The organism is Lutispora sp. QWL-02 (assembly GCF_058315355.1).
The window spans coordinates 253,538-275,460 of sequence record NZ_CM177762.1; the positions used below are offsets into that span (position 1 = coordinate 253,538).

Below are 21,923 nucleotides of genomic sequence, written 5' to 3' on the forward strand. Positions count from 1 at the left end.
TTAGTAAAAAGACTAACTGATAATCTTCGTCGCATTATCCTTAACTTCATTAATTATGTTAACAAACTTTTTCTGTTTGTCTGCATCAAATAACTTTATGAAGTTTTGCGGCTTATCAAAGGGTGGTTTGGTCAGCTCCGCCACATTCTCCACATAGCCGTTCTGTTCGATGTAATCAATAACTTTATTTACAAATACGATTTGATTTGCATTTAGATTCTGTTCATTTATAAAGGAGGAGAAAGCTTGCATTGCGGCATCCCTCTCCATCTTTGCTACTCTTCGGACAAGCAGACCAAATGGGGTATCCTTAAAATTGTTTTCGTAATCCTCTTTGGTGCCAAGCTCTCCTGTAAAGATTTTTTCTAATATCTTGTAATCAGATTTGGTAAGAGGAATATTGTTTCTCAATTTATGAATCGCTATATTGTTCTTGTTTTCCTCAATATATTTATTAACCTTCTGCTTATAATTATCCAGATCATACTTTATTTCAAAATCCTTGCACTCGATACGTTCTGTTTCCATATCCTGAAGATTTGTATAAAATATACCTCTCCCGTCGGTTACTGCAAACTTCATTAAGTCCCTAAGCTCTATACGGATTCTTTGAAAATTTAAAATATCCGGTTTATCCCAAAATTCATCCTCTATAACTTCTTTTAGTATAGGTACTTTAGCTTTAACCTGCGGGATTGTAGTTTTTTTCAAAAGTATAGAAGCCTTTGAAACAGCAGCATTTTTAAATCTTGTCAGGCTCTTAGAACCCTCCAACTGTGCCAGCATGATCCCATACATCAGATTATCAAATTCAACTGCTTTATCATCATTGTCAGTCATTGTTACAAGATCGGCAATATTTCCTATTAGATCTGATTTATCCTGTTCGAAAAGGCAGATAAAAGCATCCTGGGATTTATATTTATCGACGTATTTCCTTTTCATCTTTACATCGATTCTATCCAATGCAAGCCTTGCTATCTGGCCATACACTCCATCAATAAGAGCAGCTCTGAATGCCTGGTATTCTTCATCTGTAAAGGCTGAATCCTGCATGTGAAAAATCAATTTTATTCTCTTTGAAAATATACTTGCCTGTGTAGAAATGTTTTTGCTCGGTTCAATACCATTCTTATTCTCTCTGAAATATTCAAAGTTGCCTAAATAGTCGAAGATATAAAAGCACTCTTTGTCCTTTCCCTCGCCGAAAAGATCAGGTCTTATCCTTGTACCCCTTCCTATCATTTGCCAAAACTTAATTTTTGAACGTACACGCTTAAAAAATACAAGATTCACTATTTCCTTCACATCAATACCCGTATCCAGCATATCAACGGATACCGCTATATGAGGCTCCTTTGCGGGATTCTTAAATTGATCTATCAAATCCTGAGCATAATCATCATCACATACAACCCGTTTGCAGAATTCTCCTTTGTATTCCGGATACAGTGCGTTGAACCTATCAACAATAAACTGGGCATGAGTCTTGTTTTGAGCAAAAATTATAGTCTTTCCCAATCTCATTCCGCTCTCATCCTTCAATCCATTTGTCATCAGGTCATTGATAACATTATCAACCGTATTCTGATTGAAAATGAACTTATTAATTTCCGGAGCAGGAATTTCCTCTGGCATTTCCCCATCCTCGTCTGTAAAATCTTCCTCATATCTTTCTTTATCCTCCTGTGACAAATCATCATAGGCAATGCCCTCTGACAAGAATTTCGTGGTGACTTCTATGTTGTGAAAAGGGACCAGCACATGATCCTTATTAACTGCCGTATCATAGTCATAAGCAAAAGTAGGGACATTTTTTTCAACCTCAAAAAACTCATAGGTACTGCTATGTACATCTGCTCTTGGAGTGGCTGTGAGCCCTACCAGATAGGCATCAAAATAGTCAAAAATAGCCTTGTACTTTTTGAATATGCTTCTATGACTTTCATCCACGATGATAAGGTCAAAATGGGCGGGAGTAAACAATCGGCTGCCATCCTCATTTCTGGCGCTGTCAATAGCATTAAGCATTGTCGGATAGGTGGAGAACACTATCCTTGCATTCTTATCGTCTTTATTGGATAAAAGGTTGCAAAGGGACATATCAGGAAGATAGTTCTTGAAGTCATCCTTTGCCTGTCTTACTAATGCGGTTCTGTCTGCCAAAAACAATGTATTTGTAATATAACCGCCTCTGGAAAGAACGTCCGTCAAACTTGAGGAAGTTCTGGTTTTTCCTGTTCCCGTAGCCATGACAAGAAGTGAGCGCATATGACCTTTCTCTATGTTATCGCATACAGCCCTAATTGCCTGCTTCTGATAGTATCTGTCCGTAATCTTATCATCAATTTCTATTTCATCAAGTTTCTTTTTTGAAAACCTTCTGTTGAAAATTCTCTGTAGATCATCTCTTGAAAATACACCGCTGACACGTCTTTGCGGTCCGGTCTTATCATCCCATATGAACCAATCATAACCATTGGTATTAAATATAATAGGTCTATATCCTGTCATTTGCTCGATACAATTGGCATATAACCAGGCTTGATGTGTGCCCTTCCTTGCATCTTTAAAGCTTCTCTTGGCTTCAATCAGACCAATAGGCGTTCCATCTTTACCCCAAAGGACATAATCTACAAATCCGCTGCCGGAGCCTAATTCCTTTGGCATACCCACAACAGACATTTCTTCCTCTACACAATCTCTTCTTGTACTTTGGGAAAACTTCCAACCCAAAGCTTTCAAGTCTACATCAATATATTTTTTTCTTGTTTCATATTCTGACAAATCTTCCGGTGTGAACTCCCTATCCGTCTTATGTTCATCCTTGTTAGCAGTATACTCCGCGCTTTTTTTCTGCAGCTCTGCCACAAGTCTTGCGATTTCTTTATCCTTTTCATCTATCAGCTTATCTGTCTTCTCTTTAAATTCTTTTATTTGATTTGATAATTTGGCTTTAATTCTCTTAGCCAATTCTATGTTATCCGCTGCTTTTGGTATCAGTGCTTCATTAAACTTTCTCTCTTGATAATCTGAGCCATAGCAATAATCAATCCATTCTACAAATTCAAATAAAACGGAAAGAGAAAGAACGGCATCACTCTGAGAGATAGATTTCTCTGTATGAACTGCCAGATTGCCAATCTTTATAATATACTGCAGCTTCGCCCAGGTGGACGGGTCTACTGCATATCTAAAAGACTCTTCGTGAATCAAAGCCTGAAGGTTGTCCTTATATGGCTTATTAATAGTTGAATCTGCAAAATATACCCATTTCACAGCTAATTCAAAGGCTTTCCTGCTTGCTACAGCCGACATAGCGGGAGAAATTGGCAGGACATTTTCGGCATCAATGCAAGCATCAGCAAATAACTGATATTCGGCTATATTTTTTAGAAATTCAAAATTTGCTGCCATATAAACACCTGCTTTCCTAATCGAAATATTTGCTCATAAGGCTATTGAATAGGTTTTGGCTTTCTGTGATTGATTGTCTTACCAGGGATTTTTGTTGTTCGATATTGGTTACTATTTGGGCAAATTTGTTTTGGAGGTCTAGTGGGGGAACATATATTTTAATATTGCCAAGTTCTTTTGCATTGATATTAGCCATACCTATAATATTCTTTGCCATTGATTTTAAAAGAGCTTTTCCATATTTGGAATTCAAAAAAGCAGAAATGAATTCACTATTAGTTCTTTCATTTGGTGTTAATTTCACTAAATATCCTGCATACGCCATCGGATATTCATTCCTATACGCTGCTGATTTACCTACTAATTCTTTGCTGTTTGTTCTATTGAAAAGCATTTCACCCTTATGAACTAAATACTTTTCTTTATCAGCACTAGATAAATTAATGTATTTCAAATCACCAAAATCCCATTCGCCGTTATAAGTTATATTGTTCATACGCAAAATTGCATATTCTAATATTTCAGTAGTGGCTTTCTCACTAGTACCATATTGTATTTTCTTTGCCAAATCTTTGATCTTTGCTAATTTCCACCCCTTTTCATTGGTAACCGGATCACCAAACATATCATAAAAAGTTGCTTTAATCAAATTATCAAGTTCTTCAATCTGTTTTTTTTGACAATCTATTATTTCCTTTGTCTTATCTAAGGTGTCCGCAATATGCTTTTGAATGTCAAGGGGTGGTAATATCATAATTAATTCTTTTAATGCAGTTACCGTAAAACTAGCCTGATTAACAGATTTCTTTGTTATATTAGGAATTTGTCTTCTAAAAAATGAAGAATTTAAAAAATAGAATACATACTTATATCTAACCTTTTGTTGTTTTAGTCTCAAACAAAGCAAATTCATACCATGTATTATAGTCTCTTCATTCCTATTTTCATAATAAGCAACTTTTCCTAAGTGTTTTTCGCTATTAATATGTGACATTAGAATATCACCTGAATTTAATACATACTCCTTATATTTTCCCAATTCCCCAATTCCAGCATATCCCATTTTGTTCCGATCAACTATACAGTTTGAGATAGTTTCAATACGTGTAATAGGATATCCATTTCTATTTTTACCTTGCTTAATGCTCGCACCATTTCTGATAAATTCGCATACTTCCCCCAACTTAACCAGCTTCCACTTACTCATTCTCCAACAGCCCCCTCAGTTCCTCCATCTTGCTGCCTAAATCAATAGCCAATTCATCAAGGCGAGCCATTATAACCTCTGGGGGATCATATTCTACCTTCTCATATTCAATCTCTTTATATCGGTTAATGGATAAATCATAGTCATTGCTCTTGATTTCTTCCTTATCAACAAGAAAGCTCTGCTCTGTTCTCTTTCTGTCTGCTTCATCCTTAAGGTTATGGAATCTGGCAACAATATCCGATATATCCCCGTCATTGCCCAAATCATTTCTCTTATCATCCAAGGAAAATCCGTCAGACTTCATATCATAGAACCATACCTTATCCGTTCCCCCTGCATTGGTCTTTGAAAATACCAATACTGCAGTAGAAACTCCCGCATATGGCTTAAATACACCGCTGGGCATAGAGATAATTGCTTGCAGGTTCTGATTCTCAACCAGCTCCTGCCTTAGTGCTTTGTGTGCCTTTGTTGTGCCGAATAATACTCCATCCGGAACAATACAGGCACATCTTCCGCCAATGTTGAGCATACGGATGAACAGGGCAACAAATAGCAATTCAGTCTTTTTAGTATTGCAGACTGCTTTCAGATTATCATGTATGCTCTCTTCATCTATCGTACCTGTAAAGGGTGGATTTGCCAAAATAACGTCATAGACATCAGAAATATCATTTCGCTTTGAAACACTGTCTGCATAGTTAATATGTGGATTTGTAATGGAGTGCAGCATAAGATTCATTGCAGACAATCGAAGCATGGTCCTATCCGTATCAAATCCAGTAAAAGCATCTCCCTCAAACCTTTGCCACTGCTCTGCCGTCATTTGGCTTTCATACTTCTGCCTGATATATTCAGCAGAGGAAACCAAAAAGCCTGCAGTTCCGCAAGCCGGATCACAGATCCTATCATCGGGTGTAGGTGCTAATAATTTAACCATCATATCACGAATATGCTTAGGAGTTCTGAATTGTCCGTTCTGACCAGCAACAGACAATTTACCTAGCATATATTCATACAAATCTCCCTGCATATCATGATCCTTGATATCATGCTCATACAACTCATCCAAACCGGTAATGATTTTCTGCAATACCTGAGGTGTTGGAATAAGGAACATGGCATCTCCCATATATCTTGAAAAGGCAGAGGATTCGTTATTATTCATGGTTTTTATGAAAGGGAATACCCTTTGTCCGATTATCTCGTATATTTCCCTTGCATCCTTATCCTTAAATTTGGACCAGCGCATTGCCTGTCCTCCGTCTGTCTGAGGGAAAACCTTTTTAGCGGCCTCTAGGCCCAGCGCTTCAAGGCTTTCATTTTCAATTTCTTTTTCATCCAATGAGCGGATGAACATCAAATAGGTCAGCTGCTCAATTACTGTAAGAGGCTGAGTAATTCCTCCCGCCCATATATCAGTCCATATCTTGTCAATTTTATTTTTGATTTCACCTGTAATCATTTGCCGTATCTCCTCTTGTCTGTGTTTTGTTTATAATGCCGTTATCAAATATTTGTTTTTTAAACAGGAGCCATTTTCCAATATTATATCATAAAAATATAAAAAACTTATATTGATAAACCTCAAAGCTATTGCAATACTAAGGAATACCTGATATGCAGAGGCTAAAACAGTTTTATGTTCTTGCCCTTTAAGCAAGAGTACTCTCCAGGCTTAATCAATATGTCGTTTTCTGCCAGCAATTTTTCTAGCTGATAAGGTTTAAGGTGTCAGGTGCGTAGAGGTTATTAGATTACTAAAATTAATAGATGCAATAACCTAATAACCTCTGAGCCTGGCATTTATTTCACTTATTTCGCTTATTTCAAATAATTGGGACGTCAGTTCTTATATCCCATACAGCCATTGGAAAGCCAGATGATGTATTAGTCTATATACTTTTTGGGTTAAGGCTGTTTTGGCAAGCTAGAGTGTATCCTTTCGTTCTAATTTACCAACAGCAGAAATATAAACAACATATTCATCCTGTCCATCTAAAAGAAGCAGCTCATCAAAAGCCTTTTGGACATATGCTCCAATCGCACAAGTGCCACATCCGATGCCCTCACATGCCAGATATAAATTTTGACATACATGCCCTATATCTATCAGCATTAATCGATGTGCCTCACAGTGATATCGCCATTCCCCTCGATATGGAATACAAGACCATAAAAATATAACAGGTGCTCGTCCAAACCACTTGGCTTCATCTTGATAATTCTCACCTCCGTAAGCATAGGCAAGCTTATCCTGCAGGTCATCAACAGAATTCCAAAATGCAAGCTTATGCTCTAAGGGCAAATAAATATAGATGCCTTTTTCCAAGCCTGTTACATTATTAACTGCAAGATATGTTTCATAGGTATGCCTGCCGCCTGCAGAAGGAACCGGACGCAGAGTTATATGCCCTGTGTTTTTATATGCTGGTATAATTCTTTGCACACCTTGAGTCGACCATAGCAAAACGGATAGCTCTTCCAATGTAATTGGACCATCTGTATAATTCCGCCTGCTTCTGCGGTTATCAAGGCAAGAGTACAAGTCACTATTCTGAATTATATTTTTATCTACGGCTGGAAGCTCAATAATTTTTAAATTGTTGTCAATTGTTTTTCCAAGGGGTGGCGGCGGCATGCCGCGTTCTTGATCAGAGACAAACTCTCGTTCAGGAAGATCAAATCCGCTTTTCATAAAAGTCCGGTTATCGTTAAAAGAATCCATGCTCTATCCTCCTCGATAATATATTGCCTGATAGGCAGATAATGATTTTAAATTCGACATTCACTTTCTATTCCCTTCTATTATCAGGGCTTCCTGAAGCAAGTAGAACTACAAGCAGGCAAATTTACAAGATTCTATGCACCCCTCATAGTTATGAAAGAAGAAATTGGTATCCAGCTATTATTTAGCTTATACATAAGAACAAAATAGACCAGATAGAAACCATCTATCCGGTCTATTTTATCTAATTATTTATTATCAGGCTTATATATTTTACCATCATTAATAACAATAAAATCATAGATAATGTCACTTACTTTATATAATTGATCATAGTTAATTATATGTAATGTATCTTCTTCAGTATGAATACTGGTAGTATTATTTTCACCGAACACATCCTTCTGACCTACTGTTATTCCGCAGAAGCCTTGGTTATTAAATATAACATGATCGCTTGCTCCATAGTATTCATCTAACACCTCATAGTTATTTTTTGAGAAGCACTTCATCAAATCTTCTATTAATTCCTTATTTTGCTCCTTATCCCCATTTAAGCAAATCATGCCTCCATCTTTTTTCCCAATAGTATCAATATTTATATCATAAATCTCATCATATTCACTTTTCAGTTCATTTAATAAATCATCAAGATTTGTAAGCATAGAATCTTCTCCATTTGAAGCACATATAAGAATATCCATATTAAAAGGCTTCTTCTCAGACTGTTTCTTAAGCTTTTCGGCTATGTCAATGATAGTGGAAGTTCCTGCTGCATTATCTACTGCACCATAAAAAATAGTTTTACCTGCCCATCCTGAATGATCCATATGAGCTGATAATACTAAAAGCTTCTCATGATCTTTACCGGATATTTTTCCTATAGGCTGCTTTATGTCAACTTCATCTGATATATGTTTTGTTATAAGCTTAACTTCTTTTACTTTCTCGCTTAATAATGTATTATAAAGCTTTTCTGAAATTTCTATATTAGGTGTCCCCTTGGGTCTGACAATAGCAGCTTTAAAAAAGGAATTCGTCTTTTGAAATACAGCTTGGCATTTATTATTATAATCAAATGATTTATCATCTTCTCCTATTACCATTATCTTTTTGTCCATATCTTGATCATTTTTATCAAATGTTATAGGAGCCGAAATATCTACTTTTTTAATAGCTATTTTATCGCAAAAATCTTTACCGTATTCATACTGTTTTGTGTTACCATTCTGAAATATAACTTCAAGGCAGTGAATTTGTTTTTCCGGATCATAAACAGTTTGCTTGCATACGTGATGATAGTCTTCATCAAATGCTTCTAAGCCAATTTCTGAAAATCTATCGGTTACATAATCTATAGCCTTTTCATTCCCTTCTGTTCCAACAAGCCTGCCCATAAATTCTTTTGATGTAAGTATTTTCATATCACGCTCAATTGAGCTCTTGTCAGCATATGTAATACCCGTAAAGCTGCTCACTATAAGAATGGAACATAACAATATAGAGATAAATGTCTTCCTTTTCATTATAAAGCCTCCTATAATATTTATATTTCTAATATTCTCCAAATACACTATAATCCCTCTTTATTATGTAATATTGTCATTTTACTCTATATTAAGATGAATTTATGTTATGTACCATAAATCGCCAATAATACACCTTTATTAATATTCTTATTGACATATATATAATAAAGTAGTATGATTTCAATCAAATATAAAAAGCAAGGAAGGGAAGAGTACGCTTTTAGCGAGCTCATAAGCGAGTCAGGGATGGTGAAAGCCTGACAGCAAGCATAGGCCGAAGGACATCCCGGAGCTGGTTATCTGAAACAAAAAGTAGGATAGCTCGGAATTCCGCCGTTAGCAGGAGCAAAGAGAACCGATAGAATGGTTAAGCAGGATGGTACCGTGGGATATATGTCTCACTCCTTTATGGAGTGGGATTTTTTATTTACCGCTTTATGTATTTACCTGCTCATCAATCTATTTTGGTCAATATGGGTGGCACCGCGGAATTGATCCGCCCCTTAGCAGTTCATGTTAAGGGGCTTTTTATTTTATTGAAATTATTCTGGCCGGATTAATTTATATATGAATGTGCAAAATCAGGAGGGAAATAAAATGAATCGAACATTAATAAAGGGCTTAAATTCAAAGATTGGAGAAACCGTAAAGCTTCAAGGATGGGTGCACAGGCTGAGGAAGCTGGGCAAAATAGCATTTCTGATCCTGAGGGAGCATTCCGGCCTGGTCCAATGCGTAGTAAATACAAGGGAAGTAGATATAAAGGGCTTAAGGCTTGAATCCGTGGTTGAAATTACAGGCACCGTTGTGAAAAATGATGAGAATGTGGAAATATTGGCGGAGAACATTCGGCTTATCAGCGAGGTCAAAGAGGAGCTTCCCTTTGAAATCAATAAAAAGGATATTGAAGTAAACCTTGATACTATCTTGAATCATAGGGTGCTGAGCTTGAGGCATCAGTCGCTCAATAGTATCTTTAAAATACAGGCCTGCTTGACTCAAGGCTTTATTGAGTTTCTCAAAGTTGAAGGCTTTACGCAAATTTTCACACCGAAGATTGTATCCGAAGGTGCAGAAGGAGGCACCGAGCTTTTTGAGCTGAAATACTTTGAGAAAAAGGCATACCTTGCTCAAAGCCCTCAATTCTATAAGCAGATGATGGTGGGGGCAGGCTATGAAAGGGTATTTGAGACAGCCCATGTCTATAGGGCTGAAAAGCATAATACAAACAGGCACCTGAATGAATATGTAAGCCTGGACCTGGAGATGGGTTTCATCGAGGATGAAAAGGATATAATGATGCTTGAAACCAGGCTGCTGAAAAGTATGCTGCATAAGCTTAAGAATGAGTGTGCCGATGAGCTGAATATCCTGGGAGCAAAACTCCCTGAAATCGGTGAGGAAATAACGTCCATACCGTTGCCGGAAGCGATTAAAATATTGAATAACAAATATGGTAAAGAGCTGGATATAGACATCGACCCCGAAGGTGAAAAGCTTATTTATGAGCATGTAAAGAAGGAATATGGAAGCGAATTCGTATTCCTGACCCATTATCCCATGGAAAAGAGGCCCATGTATACCATGCCCGCAGATGACGGCCTTACTCACAGCTTTGACCTTATATTCAGAGGCCTTGAGATAACTACAGGAGGACAAAGGATCCATAATTTCGATATGCTGAAAAAGAGTATTGAAAGCAAAGGGTTAAATTCTGAGAAGTTCCGCGACTACCTGGAGGTTTTCAAATATGGCATGCCTCCTCACGGGGGATTGGCTATCGGGCTCGAGCGTTTGACGGCTCAGATTATCGGCCTCGGCAATGTGAGAGAAGCCGCTTTGTTCCCGAGGGACAGGGATAGAATAACACCATAAAGGCTTTTATGATGAGATTGAAATAATCATTATCATAATAAGAAGGCTGTTTGGCATCATATGATATGCCGAGCAGCCTTTTTATATATTTTCCCCTGTATTCTGTTGGCAACAATTTTTTTACTCAGGCTTAATCACCTTTATTGCCGTCTATTTTTAAGCTGCCGGTAAATGATCATAAGGGTTTGCTTATGCAAATAATCCAGCTGCATGTCATATAGATAGGATGTATCTTCAATACAAGAGGTAAAATCTACCGTCGTATCTAATAGCTGCATAAAGGTATAGCTTGGAACATAAAAACAGCCGTCAATATATTCCGGCGCGGTGCCGTCAAGCGTAACCTTTCCAACGACAATATCAGTATTGTTCGCATTGTAGGTAATGATCTGCCCATTGATTTTTACTGTTCGGCTTATTAGGAAGCGTCATCTCAATTAGCTGGGAGTTCAAAGCGGGCTGCAAATATGTTTTTCGGATAGCCGGACGGTTTTTTAGCCCCATGCGCTTCATGATTTCGCCAGCCGATAGCTCATCATTGCCCAGTTTATCTAAGAATAGCTGAATATACGGGTTGATTCTTTCAGTAGGCATTTGATCGCCTTCAATCTCTATAAGGGTGTCGAGAATTGCTTGCAGCAAAAACTCTATAAACGGCGTGGCATTTGCAATCCTGTCCGCTTCACTAAGAGCAGCATAATAAACATCCTGCCTTTCTTGTATGACTGTTTCTACAGGTATCCATGCAAATATTGGCTTCCATTGGTACAGTAACAGAGTGTTCCACATTCTTCCCATGCGGCCATTCCCATCTGCAAAGGGATGGATAAACTCAAATTCATAATGAAATACACAGCTTTTAATCAGAGAATGCACCTTTGTGGTTTCTGTCCAACGCAGGAGGTTGGCGATATGCTGAGACACCAGATCAACTGGCGGCGCCATGTGTATAACCTTTTCTCCCTTAAATACGCCTACACCGCCAGAACGAAAGCGCCCTGCTTCTTTTACCAGATCATTCATCAGGATACCGTGTGCTTTAAGTAAATCGTTAACTGAATGGTGAGTTATCTTATATCATGCCCGCCATCCAAGGTGATGATGCAAGATAAATAGCAGGCATTGCACGGAGCAAACCCCAGGTAGCCGATAAAGTTGCAATTGCATTAGGGTGGATAAACAGAGGTTATGATATATCCTTGATACTTAACTTTGTCGGCTTAGCTGCATCCACCTATTATGAATACATAAAAAAACAGCTGCTACACAGCTAACTATTTGTTAGTTGTGCAACAGCCCCCTCCTTATAAAAAAGCATCAGTAGCCATTGATAACGTCATTTCTCTCAAAAATGAAAAATGTCACAATAATGTCACAATTACAGGCACGGAAAATTAAAAAAAGTTGCAAGATATAAAACCTTACAACCCTTAATTCATAATGGCGGAGAGAGAGAGATTCGAACTCTCGGTAGGGTATTAGCCTACACACGATTTCCAGTCGTGCGCCTTAGACCAGCTCAGCCATCTCTCCGTTTGCTGCTCGCACTATGTTATTATACTAAAAAAAAATCTAATTGGCAACATGAAAATTTATCAAAGCGGTAAATACATCTCATATTGCTCTATTTTTTCTTTTTCAAAGCCCAATTTCTTATAAAATCCGTAGAGAGCATAGTTGTTTGGAAAGCTTGCACCAAGCTTTATCAAATTCAATCTTTCCGCTGCATCGCTTAAAAGGCTTGTTGCAATTCCTTTTCCTCTATGTTTCCTATCTACCCAAATCAAATTAATCCTGCCGAATTCATTTATGCTCAGTATTCCGATCAGTTTATCCCCATCAAATGCTCCGTAGTTATGCTGCCCTTCTGATCTTTCAATATAAGGGAAATCATTCTGCCAGTTGATATGGACATCACCCATAAGCTCTCTTGATTCTTCCAATCCATTAAAATCAATGGGTCTTATATAATGCTTTTTATCCAAGTGTTTCAAATTGCTCAAATCCGACAATTTAAAGTACTGCAAATCATAGACTTTTTCATAGCCATGCTTTTTATAAAAGTTCATAGCCCTGTCATTCCCTACGATGGTTTCAAGCATCATCTGACTGCAGCCTTCGCTGATTGCTCTTTCCTTGTGAAGATAAAAGAGTTCATCTGCAATTCCTTTTCCTCTATAATCAGGGATTATGCATAAAGCTCCGCACCTCATAGTTTTTATCCCCTGATAATCTTTTATTCCTCCGAAGACCAAACCCGCGGGACCTTTTTCTTCTACTGCGATAAAGGAATTTTTCAGTTCATTGCCTTCGCAGCCAAAAAATCTTTTTCTAAAGGCTTCCAAAGGCAGATGCAGCTTTACGATATAGTCTGAAAAGCCTTCATTAAAACATTTGTACACCAACTCAAAGTCTACATCATTGCAGTTTTTATAAGACATATGCAATCCCCCCTAATAATATAACAGTATTTTTGCTCTATATCTCCATATGAGCTTTAGAAAACAGTATTTCCCGCCATCCTGGGAAAGCTTGAATAAGATCCTTCAGGCAAAGCCTTCAGGATGACAGGCATTAATAGCAATGAAGCCTCGTTTTATTGTAATGATTATATCATAATTTTGGACCATCAAAAACTAAAATATTGAAAAAGCAGGCAAACCTGCCTGCTTTTAACACTGGGTGAAGTCTCGTTCAACTTTAGTCTGAGCTTTCGGTCAATTTTACTTGGATGGTTTTATACCTGTTAAGCTCGCCATAGGCCTCTACCTTAAGGACATCTCCTACCTTATGGCCTCTAATGATTTCAATCAGCTGCTCTATAGTATCAACTTTTTTGTCGTCTATTTTGGTTATTATGTCCCCAATCCTGAGTCCCGCCTTTTCAGCTCCGCTTCCCTGTACAACGCCTCTGACCAGTATTCCCTGCGGCACGTTGTACTGCTTGGCAGTCTGAGCATCTACCGTTGAGCCCTGAATTCCAAGATAGGGCCTTGCTACTTTCTTGTTTTCTATAAGCTGCTGTATTATCGGTTTCGCTTCATTTATGGGTATTGCAAATCCCATACCCTCAACTTTGCTCTCTATAAGCTTCAGCGTGTTTATGCCTACAACCTTGCCCTCAGAGTTTACCAAAGCGCCGCCGCTGTTGCCGGGGTTTATGGCTGCATCTGTCTGGATAAGGGTCATGTTCTTGTCGCCTACAAATATCTTTCTATCCAAGCCGCTTATTATTCCTGCGGTGACAGAGCCTGCATAATCTGTTCCCATAGGGCTGCCTATAGCTACTGCAAGCTCTCCGACTTCAAGGGTTGATGAATCCCCCAATTCTGCATAGGGCAGGTTCTTTTCTTCAACCTTTATAACGGCCAGATCTGTCTGGGCATCCTTGCCTACTATCTTTGCAGGCAATTCCTTCCCATCCTTCAGGACAACTATTATATCATTTGAGCCATCCACCACGTGGTTATTAGTAACAATATGGCCCTGAGCATTGATTATTATGCCTGAGCCGGTGCCCTCGCTCAAATAGCTGTCTCCGAAGAAATCCCGAACATTCTTTTTTATCTTGATAGCAACTATGGAAGGGGATACTTTTTTAGCTATAGGCACTACCGGCGAAACAGTTTTGTCTATGGTATAGTTGTATTTGGCTCCTTCGCTTGCATATACGATATTTTTACCGTTCATGTCATCCAATATGTTGTCTGCAATAAAGCCGAAAGCAGAACCGAAGGCTAAGCCTATTGCCAGGGCCAGAGCTATTGCCGTCTTGCCCCACTTCTTTGGCTTCTTTTCAATGACTTCTCTGTAAAATGCGGGTTTTACTTCATTTTCATCTGCCTGAACCTCATATTCAATGCTCTCTTCGCATTCATACATCTCTCCTGTCATATCTGCCGCCTCTGTATTTTCAATAGGCACATCCTCGTTTATGTCTTTTCTGATGTCCTCATAATCCATACCAATCCCTCCTTGGTTTCTTATGTCTTTATTTTAAAATACATTTTTGAATAGATTATGAATGAAATGTAAATTATTTGCCTTTTTCTGCGGTAAAAGAGAACCTTACATAATTATCGGAGCTGTCCGCCCAGATTTCCTCATTTTGAAGGATTATCATCTCTTTTACTATTGCCAGTCCCAGACCAAAGCCGGACTTATATACCCCTCTGGTGGGATCGCCTTTGTGAAACCTCTCCCACATAGTTTTCAGTTCATTTTTGTTTATGTCTACACCTGTGTTGGTTATCTCCACTATTACCTTATTCTTTTCCTCCCGGGTTTTAAGGCTTATGCTGCCCTTTTCAACGGTGAACTTTACCGCATTATCCAGCAGATTGGTTATGATCCTTTCCATCATCGCTTTATCCGCATTCACAATAGTTGCATCATCATAAAAATTCAGAAGCACGTCCAGGTTTTTCTCGGTTATATCCTTTTCAAAATTGATGAGCTTTCTGCGTATCAATTCATTGAACTCGAAATTCGTCTTATTGGCCTCTACCCGGCCTTGCTGAATATTGTTGAGTTCCAGCAGCCCGTTGGTCATCTTTATAAGCCTCTGGCATTCGTCCATTACTATACCCAGATAGTGCTGCTGCATATCGGGCGGTATGGTCCCATCCATTATGCCCCCTACGAAGCCCCTTATGGAGGTCATGGGAGATCTGAGATCATGAGAAATATTGGCTATGAAGTTCCGCCTGTTTTCCTCTATCTTCTCCAAGGACTCCGCCATATCATTAAAGCTTTCAGCCAGCTCCTCTATCTCATCTCCGGTCTTTATTTCCAATCTTTTTTGGAATTCCCCCCCCGATATGACCTTGGCAGCCTTGCTTATTTCCCCTAAAGGCACCGAAATGCGCTTTATCTGGAAATACAAAATGCCGTAGGCCAAAAGCCCGGAAAAAACAATAGCCAGAACAGTCATATTGTATACATCCCTGAAGGTCTTCTGAATGCCGGGCATGGCAGCATGTATAAATACTCCGCCTTCAAATTCATTTTCGTAAAATATGGGATATCCCACAGTCAGCACCGGTTCTTTGAATTTGCCCCCAAAGTTGCCGGTCTCGATTATGTTTCTGCCTCTGTAGAGCACGCCAAGCCGGCTGCCGTCCACTTTTTGACCCAGGTATTGCTCTTCATTGGTGCCTGATACGCCGAATATGGTCCCTTCTTTGTCTATTATCCAAATCCTGGCATCAAGAAATTTATCCAAAACCTTCAAGTCTTCATTCAAGGTTTGTCTGTCCAGCCTCCCTGCATATATGCCTATGGCAATATCCTGGGTTATCTTCTGCCCATATTCCAAAAGCAGGTCCTTTTTGCTGTCTATGAAGTACTGGGAAAAAAGCTTCATAAGCACCAAAGCCAAAATACCGAAGCCCAGTATGATCGTGATGCCATAGGTTATAAAAAGCTTTTTGAAAATCCCCTTTTTCATCTCTGCACCTCAAACTTATAGCCTACGCCCCACACGGTTTTGATATCCCACCTTCCCATCTCGTCGTGAAGCTTTTCTCTGAGCCTTTTGATATGAACATCTACGGTTCTTGAATCCCCTATATAATCATAATCCCATACCTTCTCTAAAAGCTGCTCCCGGGTAAATACCTGGTTAGGCCTGGAGGCCAGGAAATATAAAAGCTCCAGTTCCTTGGGAGGCATTTCTATGCGTTTGCCTTTGAATGTCACAGTATAGTCGTTTTTATCTATGCTTATACCCGGGAATACCAGCTTCTCTTCCTTTATCATGTCGCTGTTTTGAGTCCTCCTCAGCACTGCCTTGACTCGCGCCAAAAGCTCCTTGGGCTCGAAGGGCTTCACTATATAATCATCTGCTCCAAGCTCCAGCCCCAGCACCTTGTCTATGACTTCACCCCTTGCAGTAAGCATTATGATCGGTATATTTCCCGCTTTCCTGATATGCTTGCAAACTTCATAGCCGTCCATCTGGGGTATCATGATATCTAAAATGACCAGATCCGGCGTCCATTCATAAAAAATGCTCATAGCTTTTTTACCGTCATAGGCGATCCTGACCTCATACATTTCCTTTTCAAGATAAAGCCTTATAAGCTCCGCAATGTTTTGATCGTCATCTACCACAAGTACCCTATATTTCATTTATCTTCACCTTCTTTTCGGCCCATAATCTTATTTGAATAATACAGCAAATGGCTTAAAGAATCAATGCAGCTGCAGCGATAAAAAAATAAAGCTGCAAAAAGAACGAAAAATCTGGCTTGCCTACATCGCCTTATATAAATCTATATTGACCAAAATCGACTATTATCATGTTTGTTTTATTGCTTTTCAGGAAATTATAATGTTTAAGTGAACTTCCATCCGATATAGAATTGAGGTTAAACCATGGGAAAAATTTATACTGAAACAGATCGTGATGTCCCGAGATATGCCTGCACAGATTGCAGTGCTTGCGGGAGCCTCATCGGCAAAAGCCTTTGCAAGGTAAAAAGCAGGGGCTGCTGCTGGTACTTTCCTAAATTTTCTCTTGTTGACATTCAGAGGATGACAAAAGCGCCGGAAGGCTTAAAGGTTTTGAACAGGATCATAGATAATCCCAACACCAAAATTTATAACTACTATATGCAGGCCAGAGGATTCTTTGATGAAGCTGAGTATGAGAAGTATATGGAAGGCGAAACGCTTGCGGAGACGGATTATATAGAAGATCACACCATATTTTTCAGAGCATGTCCTTTCGTCAAAGCAGGCCAGGGATGTACTTTGCCCCCCAGATACAGGACCTTTGTATGCAACTTTTTCATATGCAGGGAAATTACAGAGGCAGCCAAATCATATGAGCTTTTTCAAAATTATGAGGAAGAAAGGCTTAAGTATTCCCGATGGCTGGATTGGGAAAATGAAGGCCTGAAGCATGTCCTTTCCGAAAGGAGCCTGACCTTGCACGGAAATTTAGCAGAAGCTATACAGGTCCTGCAAGAGCTTGAAATGTCCCAATACGAATTTCCGTATCTTGAGCCCATAATCTTAGACGATTCCTGGTATAGAGGGGCATAATTGCCCCCTGCATATCATTGATTTCGATTAACTGTTAAAACAAATTTGCCTTTGAAATGCTATGCCCACCTTATCCCCTGCTTGAAAATCTTCATTTGCGCCGTTGGGGATGTCTGCTTGGAGAACCTGGTCCTCCGCTTTTATCATATATATGGTATAAGAGCCCATGTAGTGCTTTTGTATTACTTCTCCCCGCATAGCTCCTTCATCACAGGTTATTTTTACATGCTCAGGCCGCACGCCTATCAAGGCTTCCCCCATTTTTATCATATTGATCCGCCCTATAAAATCCGCTACAAAATGATTTACGGGATTTTCATAAATTCCCTTTGGGCTCCCTATTTGCTCTATGCGCCCTTCATTCATCACCACAACCTTGTCGGACATACTCATCGCTTCCTCCTGGTCATGAGTTACAAAGATCATGGTTATGCCCAGCTTTTGCTGCACGGCCTTGATTTCCTCCCTCACCCGCATCCTGAGCTTTGCATCCAGGTTGCTTAAGGGTTCATCTAAAAGCAGCAGCTTTGGGTCCAATACCAAGGCGCGGGCCAATGCCACTCTTTGCTGCTGCCCGCCGCTCAAAAGCCCGATGTTTTTGTTTTCCATTCCCGATAATCCTACAAGCTTTATCATGTTCAGCGCCTTTTCCATTCTCTCCTGCTTGCTTTGATTTTTTTTGAAGCGCAGCCCGTAATATATGTTTCCCATGACTGTCATATGGGGAAAAAGAGCATAATTTTGAAAAACGGTGCAAAGGGGCCTCCTTTCAGGAGACATGCCGGTTATATCCTCACCATCCAGTGTTATGCTGCCCCTGTCAGGTTTTACGAAGCCTCCTATCATCCTCAGGGTCGTAGTCTTTCCGCAGCCGCTGGGACCTAAGATGGATACTAGCCTTCCGGCCTCTATATCCAAATCTATTCCGTCAACGGCCGGAACATCATCAAAGCGCTTGGCCAAACCTTTTATCTGAAGAAACATTGCTCATTACCCCCTTTACCGACTTTTCTTTAAGCACGAATCTCGAAAACAATATATTTATTATCAATGTTGAATATATTATCATATTTGCTATTACCGCTCCCACTCCATAGTCGCCGTTTCTCAGGGTGTCAAACATTTCCACCGTAGCCAGCTTTGCCGACGGGGATATTATAAAGATTATCGCCCCAACTGTAGTCATAGTAGCAGTAAATGTATTTATAAAGCTCACGGCAAAAGCCGGTCTGAGCAAAGGGAATACTATATCCTTCAGCGCAAGCAGCTTTGGCGCTCCTAAGTCCCTGGCTCCGTTCTCCAGGTCCGGATTGATGCCCACAAGCACCGAAGAAGCTGCTTTGCTTGCTGTCGGCAGTTGCCTGAAAATACAATTCAACAGCACTATCATGCCTGTACCCGTCAGCTTGAGAGGATAATCCCTGAAAGCCAATATATATCCTATTCCGAAAAAAGTGCCCGGTATTATATAAGGCAGGGATGCGGCAAAATCTAAAAGCTTGCTCCCCCAAATCCGCCTCTTTACAGTATAATAGGCAAAGAGATTTCCCAGCAGTCCTGCTGTAATGCCTGCAACAAAGGAATACCATAAGCTTCTGAAGAAGCTACGGAGCTTTCCGTACCTCATGGCTTTAACATACTCCAGGGTGAACACTATGCTCCCTCCCCGGTAATACGAGACGGCAGACAGAAGTATGGAGCCGTATTGCGCAAGCATGGCCCCGATATAAAGCCAGCATATGAGCTTCAGCGCAAAGCCGATGGGTCCGTCAAGCCTCAATGAAGCTTCTCTGAGCTGTGACTTGGTATTGCTGCCTCCATGAAGCTTCAGGCTTTTTATGCTGTGATTATAATAGGCAAAGGCCAGCAATGCGGGCAGCAGCAGCAGTACGCTCATGGCCGAAGCAGCAGGCAGATTGGAGCTGCTTATGACTTCGAGATAAGCCTGGGTAGCCAGAACATTAAACTTTCCTCCGATTATTATGGGTGTGCCGAAGTCGGACAAGCACCGGATAAAGGTTAGAAAGCCTGCGGCGATTATTCCAGGCCGGGCAGCAGGCAATACCACATTTTTTACCGTATGCCAATGCCCTGCCCCCAGATCCGAGGAAGCATCAATAAGGCTTCCGTCCATGGATTTGAGGGTTCCCAATATTATCAAGGCGGCTATTGATATGCTTCCCAGGGCTTGCATCAAAACAACCCCGTGCCAGCCATAGGGATTGATGGTAAGGCCCAGCAGCTTATGGGTGATGAGCCCCCTCCTGCCGAATAGGGTTATATAAGCCAAAGATGCGACAAAAGGCGGGGATATCATGGTCAGCATGAGCATTGAAGGCATTATTTTTTTTAATAATCCCCGGGAGAAAGTACCGTAAACAGCGATGCAGACAGCAAAAATCAAGGTCAGGGCCGTTGCAAGCCCTGCTGAAAAAACGCTGTTTAACAGGAGCTTGCCTCCCCTGCTGAAAGCATACTGGAAATTCTTTAAATCCGGATTCCCTTTATGCATAAAGCTCTCTTTCAGAACAGCCGCCACAGGGCCAAGTATAAAAATAAGCACCGATAAGACAACTCCAATAATTAGTATTGTCTCAATTAAATCATAAATAAGGGTATCCTTTTTTAAGAATACCCTCTTATTGTTTTTAAGATTATTTAGCAAGCTTCTCATTCCATATCTTCAAGATCTCATCTCTTTGCTGGCCAAAGAGTTCAAAATCTACTTTTAAGAATTTATCCATCGGCACATCTTTCATCATATCGTGATCAGCAACTTCAGGCCTCATCATAACTCTGGGGTCTGCATCCCTGATGATCTCCTGCCCCTTGACAGACAGTGCCCAATCTACAAAAGCCTTTGCTGCATCAACATTATCCGCATTTTTGAATATTGCCATTGTAGCAGGAACCCACGGAATTCCATCCTCGGGATAATAGGTTTTCACCGGGAACTGATCCTCCATAGCTATGAATTCGCCGGACATAGGGATTATCCCTATTGCAGCCTCTCCCGCGGCGACCTTCTTGGGAGGTTCCCCGCCTCTCTTGGCAAAGAAGGGCACGTTTTTACCCAATGCCTCAAAATATTTCCATCCCTCTTCTTCGCCCATATCCTGAAGCATGCCGTTCACCATAGCATAGTTGGTTCCGGATATGCCCGGGTCTGCCATGAGGATTTCATCCTTATACTTGGGGTCTAAAAGATCCGCCCATGTCTTGGGGGCTTCCAGCCCTTTTTCCTTCAGCACATCATTATTGACCATAAAGCCTACCAGCACATAGGATATGCCGTTCCAGTATCCGTCCTTGTCCTTGCAGTTGTCGGGTATGCTCTTTGCTTCAGGCGAAAAATGCTGCTCCAGCAGCCCCTTATCCTTTGCAGCTATAAAGCTGTCAACGCCGCCGCCGAACCAAAGATCAGCCATAGGCTTCCCGCCTTCTGCTTCGACCCTTGCCAAAACCTCACCGGAGGACATGTCAAGGAATTCCACCTTAACACCTGTTGCCTTTGTAAACTCCTCAAATATTATTTCTTTTCCGCCATAGGCAGCGACCACCTTTAAAACAGTGCCTTCCAGACTTTTTTTCTCCGGCTCGCCGTTATTATTTGCAGCTTCTCCGCTCTTGTTGGCACAAGCCGTCAAAGACAATGCCATGACTAAAATAAGCATCCATGCTAAGATCTTTCTCTTCATTTCTCTTCCTCCATTTTTATGCAGCTAATAAGTTACTTGCCATCTCTATTATAGGTATAGCATCATCCTAATCCAAATAGATAAAATCGATTAAAGCCCGGGAGGATATTTATTATTTCTATGGCTATCCCATGCCTTCGTCAAAAAATAAAAGCTGGCTAAATTCTTATTAAAAATTTAGCCAGCTTATGAAACAGACTCTAATTCAACACAGATACCTGAATCAACCAAACTTAGTTTACCTCGTTACCTTTCTAACCAAACAACTTTCTAACTAACCTTACAAACCCTAAACCAATTTACACTATTATCCAACTTGCTATAACCAGAATATACTTACCTAACTGACCAATAGATTGACCTATCACTAGAAATCTGATAAATTTACATGTTGGTTGAATTAGAGTCTGCAGGAA

General features: G+C 40.1%; 15 protein-coding genes, 1 tRNA gene and 1 other annotated feature. Of the genes, 2 read left to right on the plus strand and 14 right to left on the minus strand.

Annotation, left to right across the window (positions count from 1 at the left end):
- Positions 1-12: 12 nt before the first annotated feature.
- From AC4HCY_RS01090 to AC4HCY_RS01110, 5 genes are all read right to left on the minus strand, one after another.
- Positions 13-3,417, minus strand: coding sequence for a DEAD/DEAH box helicase family protein (locus AC4HCY_RS01090; protein WP_491095205.1), 3,405 nt, complete (start codon positions 3,415-3,417; stop codon positions 13-15).
- 16 nt (positions 3,418-3,433) lie between these two features.
- Entirely contained in the window at positions 3,434-4,624 is a 1,191-nt protein-coding gene (locus AC4HCY_RS01095) for a restriction endonuclease subunit S (RefSeq protein WP_491095206.1), read from the minus strand.
- Positions 4,617-6,092: a type I restriction-modification system subunit M gene (locus AC4HCY_RS01100; protein ID WP_323434107.1), complete on the minus strand. Its 1,476-nt coding sequence runs from the start codon at positions 6,090-6,092 to the stop codon at positions 4,617-4,619. The genes AC4HCY_RS01095 and AC4HCY_RS01100 overlap by 8 nt, the downstream gene beginning before the upstream one ends.
- A gap of 465 nt (positions 6,093-6,557) precedes the next feature.
- Positions 6,558-7,355, minus strand: coding sequence for a SagB/ThcOx family dehydrogenase (locus AC4HCY_RS01105; RefSeq protein WP_491095207.1), 798 nt, complete (start codon positions 7,353-7,355; stop codon positions 6,558-6,560).
- 248 nt (positions 7,356-7,603) lie between these two features.
- Complete coding sequence (locus AC4HCY_RS01110) at positions 7,604-8,779, minus strand: M28 family metallopeptidase (protein WP_323434106.1); 1,176 nt, start codon at positions 8,777-8,779, stop codon at positions 7,604-7,606.
- Between the two features lie 296 nt (positions 8,780-9,075).
- Positions 9,076-9,293: a binding site (T-box leader), on the plus strand.
- Between the two features lie 188 nt (positions 9,294-9,481).
- On the opposite strand from AC4HCY_RS01110, the gene aspS reads away from it, so the two are divergent.
- Entirely contained in the window at positions 9,482-10,759 is a 1,278-nt protein-coding gene (gene aspS / locus AC4HCY_RS01115; RefSeq protein ID WP_323434105.1) for an aspartate--tRNA(Asn) ligase, read from the plus strand.
- A 360-nt stretch (positions 10,760-11,119) separates the two neighbouring features.
- On the opposite strand, the gene AC4HCY_RS01120 is transcribed toward aspS, so the two are convergent.
- The 6 genes from AC4HCY_RS01120 to AC4HCY_RS01145 form a co-directional block, all read right to left on the minus strand.
- Positions 11,120-11,782 carry a Fic family protein gene (locus tag AC4HCY_RS01120; protein ID WP_491095208.1) on the minus strand — a complete coding sequence of 221 codons (663 nt, stop codon included), beginning with the start codon at positions 11,780-11,782 and terminating at the stop codon, positions 11,120-11,122.
- Between the two features lie 418 nt (positions 11,783-12,200).
- A tRNA-Ser gene (locus AC4HCY_RS01125) sits at positions 12,201-12,292 on the minus strand.
- 62 nt (positions 12,293-12,354) lie between these two features.
- Positions 12,355-13,200 carry a GNAT family N-acetyltransferase gene (locus tag AC4HCY_RS01130; RefSeq protein WP_491095209.1) on the minus strand — a complete coding sequence of 282 codons (846 nt, stop codon included), beginning with the start codon at positions 13,198-13,200 and terminating at the stop codon, positions 12,355-12,357.
- 259 nt (positions 13,201-13,459) lie between these two features.
- Positions 13,460-14,722, minus strand: coding sequence for a S1C family serine protease (locus AC4HCY_RS01135; RefSeq protein ID WP_323431904.1), 1,263 nt, complete (start codon positions 14,720-14,722; stop codon positions 13,460-13,462).
- 73 nt (positions 14,723-14,795) lie between these two features.
- Positions 14,796-16,208, minus strand: a complete 1,413-nt coding sequence (locus tag AC4HCY_RS01140) for a sensor histidine kinase (RefSeq protein WP_323431903.1) — start codon at positions 16,206-16,208, stop codon at positions 14,796-14,798.
- Entirely contained in the window at positions 16,205-16,891 is a 687-nt protein-coding gene (locus AC4HCY_RS01145; RefSeq protein ID WP_323431902.1) for a response regulator transcription factor, read from the minus strand. The genes AC4HCY_RS01140 and AC4HCY_RS01145 overlap by 4 nt, the downstream gene beginning before the upstream one ends.
- A gap of 246 nt (positions 16,892-17,137) precedes the next feature.
- On the opposite strand from AC4HCY_RS01145, the gene AC4HCY_RS01150 reads away from it, so the two are divergent.
- Entirely contained in the window at positions 17,138-17,809 is a 672-nt protein-coding gene (locus AC4HCY_RS01150; protein ID WP_255227787.1) for a hypothetical protein, read from the plus strand.
- A 27-nt stretch (positions 17,810-17,836) separates the two neighbouring features.
- On the opposite strand, the gene AC4HCY_RS01155 is transcribed toward AC4HCY_RS01150, so the two are convergent.
- From AC4HCY_RS01155 to AC4HCY_RS01165, 3 genes are read right to left on the minus strand one after another with little or no spacing between them, the layout of a single operon-like run.
- Positions 17,837-18,793: an ABC transporter ATP-binding protein gene (locus AC4HCY_RS01155; protein WP_255227788.1), complete on the minus strand. Its 957-nt coding sequence runs from the start codon at positions 18,791-18,793 to the stop codon at positions 17,837-17,839.
- A complete protein-coding gene (locus AC4HCY_RS01160) occupies positions 18,756-20,483 on the minus strand; it encodes an ABC transporter permease (protein ID WP_323431901.1) in 1,728 nt (575 codons plus the stop codon). Before AC4HCY_RS01160 ends, AC4HCY_RS01155 begins: the two co-directional genes overlap by 38 nt.
- Entirely contained in the window at positions 20,464-21,507 is a 1,044-nt protein-coding gene (locus AC4HCY_RS01165; protein WP_255227790.1) for an ABC transporter substrate-binding protein, read from the minus strand. Before AC4HCY_RS01165 ends, AC4HCY_RS01160 begins: the two co-directional genes overlap by 20 nt.
- Between the last annotated feature and the right edge of the window lie 416 nt (positions 21,508-21,923).

Bases quoted from the DNA above. Each gene is read 5' to 3' on its own strand.
- AC4HCY_RS01090 (WP_491095205.1), bottom strand. From the start codon at position 3,417: ATGGCAGCAAATTTTGAATTTCTAAAAAATATAGCCGAATATCAGTTA.
- AC4HCY_RS01095 (WP_491095206.1), bottom strand. From the start codon at position 4,624: ATGAGTAAGTGGAAGCTGGTTAAGTTGGGGGAAGTATGCGAATTTATC.
- AC4HCY_RS01100 (WP_323434107.1), bottom strand. From the start codon at position 6,092: ATGATTACAGGTGAAATCAAAAATAAAATTGACAAGATATGGACTGAT.
- AC4HCY_RS01105 (WP_491095207.1), bottom strand. From the start codon at position 7,355: ATGGATTCTTTTAACGATAACCGGACTTTTATGAAAAGCGGATTTGAT.
- AC4HCY_RS01110 (WP_323434106.1), bottom strand. From the start codon at position 8,779: ATGAAAATACTTACATCAAAAGAATTTATGGGCAGGCTTGTTGGAACA.
- aspS (WP_323434105.1), top strand. From the start codon at position 9,482: ATGAATCGAACATTAATAAAGGGCTTAAATTCAAAGATTGGAGAAACC.
- AC4HCY_RS01120 (WP_491095208.1), bottom strand. From the start codon at position 11,782: ATGAATGATCTGGTAAAAGAAGCAGGGCGCTTTCGTTCTGGCGGTGTA.
- AC4HCY_RS01130 (WP_491095209.1), bottom strand. From the start codon at position 13,200: ATGTCTTATAAAAACTGCAATGATGTAGACTTTGAGTTGGTGTACAAA.
- AC4HCY_RS01135 (WP_323431904.1), bottom strand. From the start codon at position 14,722: ATGGATTATGAGGACATCAGAAAAGACATAAACGAGGATGTGCCTATT.
- AC4HCY_RS01140 (WP_323431903.1), bottom strand. From the start codon at position 16,208: ATGAAAAAGGGGATTTTCAAAAAGCTTTTTATAACCTATGGCATCACG.
- AC4HCY_RS01145 (WP_323431902.1), bottom strand. From the start codon at position 16,891: ATGAAATATAGGGTACTTGTGGTAGATGACGATCAAAACATTGCGGAG.
- AC4HCY_RS01150 (WP_255227787.1), top strand. From the start codon at position 17,138: ATGGGAAAAATTTATACTGAAACAGATCGTGATGTCCCGAGATATGCC.
- AC4HCY_RS01155 (WP_255227788.1), bottom strand. From the start codon at position 18,793: ATGTTTCTTCAGATAAAAGGTTTGGCCAAGCGCTTTGATGATGTTCCG.
- AC4HCY_RS01160 (WP_323431901.1), bottom strand. From the start codon at position 20,483: ATGAGAAGCTTGCTAAATAATCTTAAAAACAATAAGAGGGTATTCTTA.
- AC4HCY_RS01165 (WP_255227790.1), bottom strand. From the start codon at position 21,507: ATGAAGAGAAAGATCTTAGCATGGATGCTTATTTTAGTCATGGCATTG.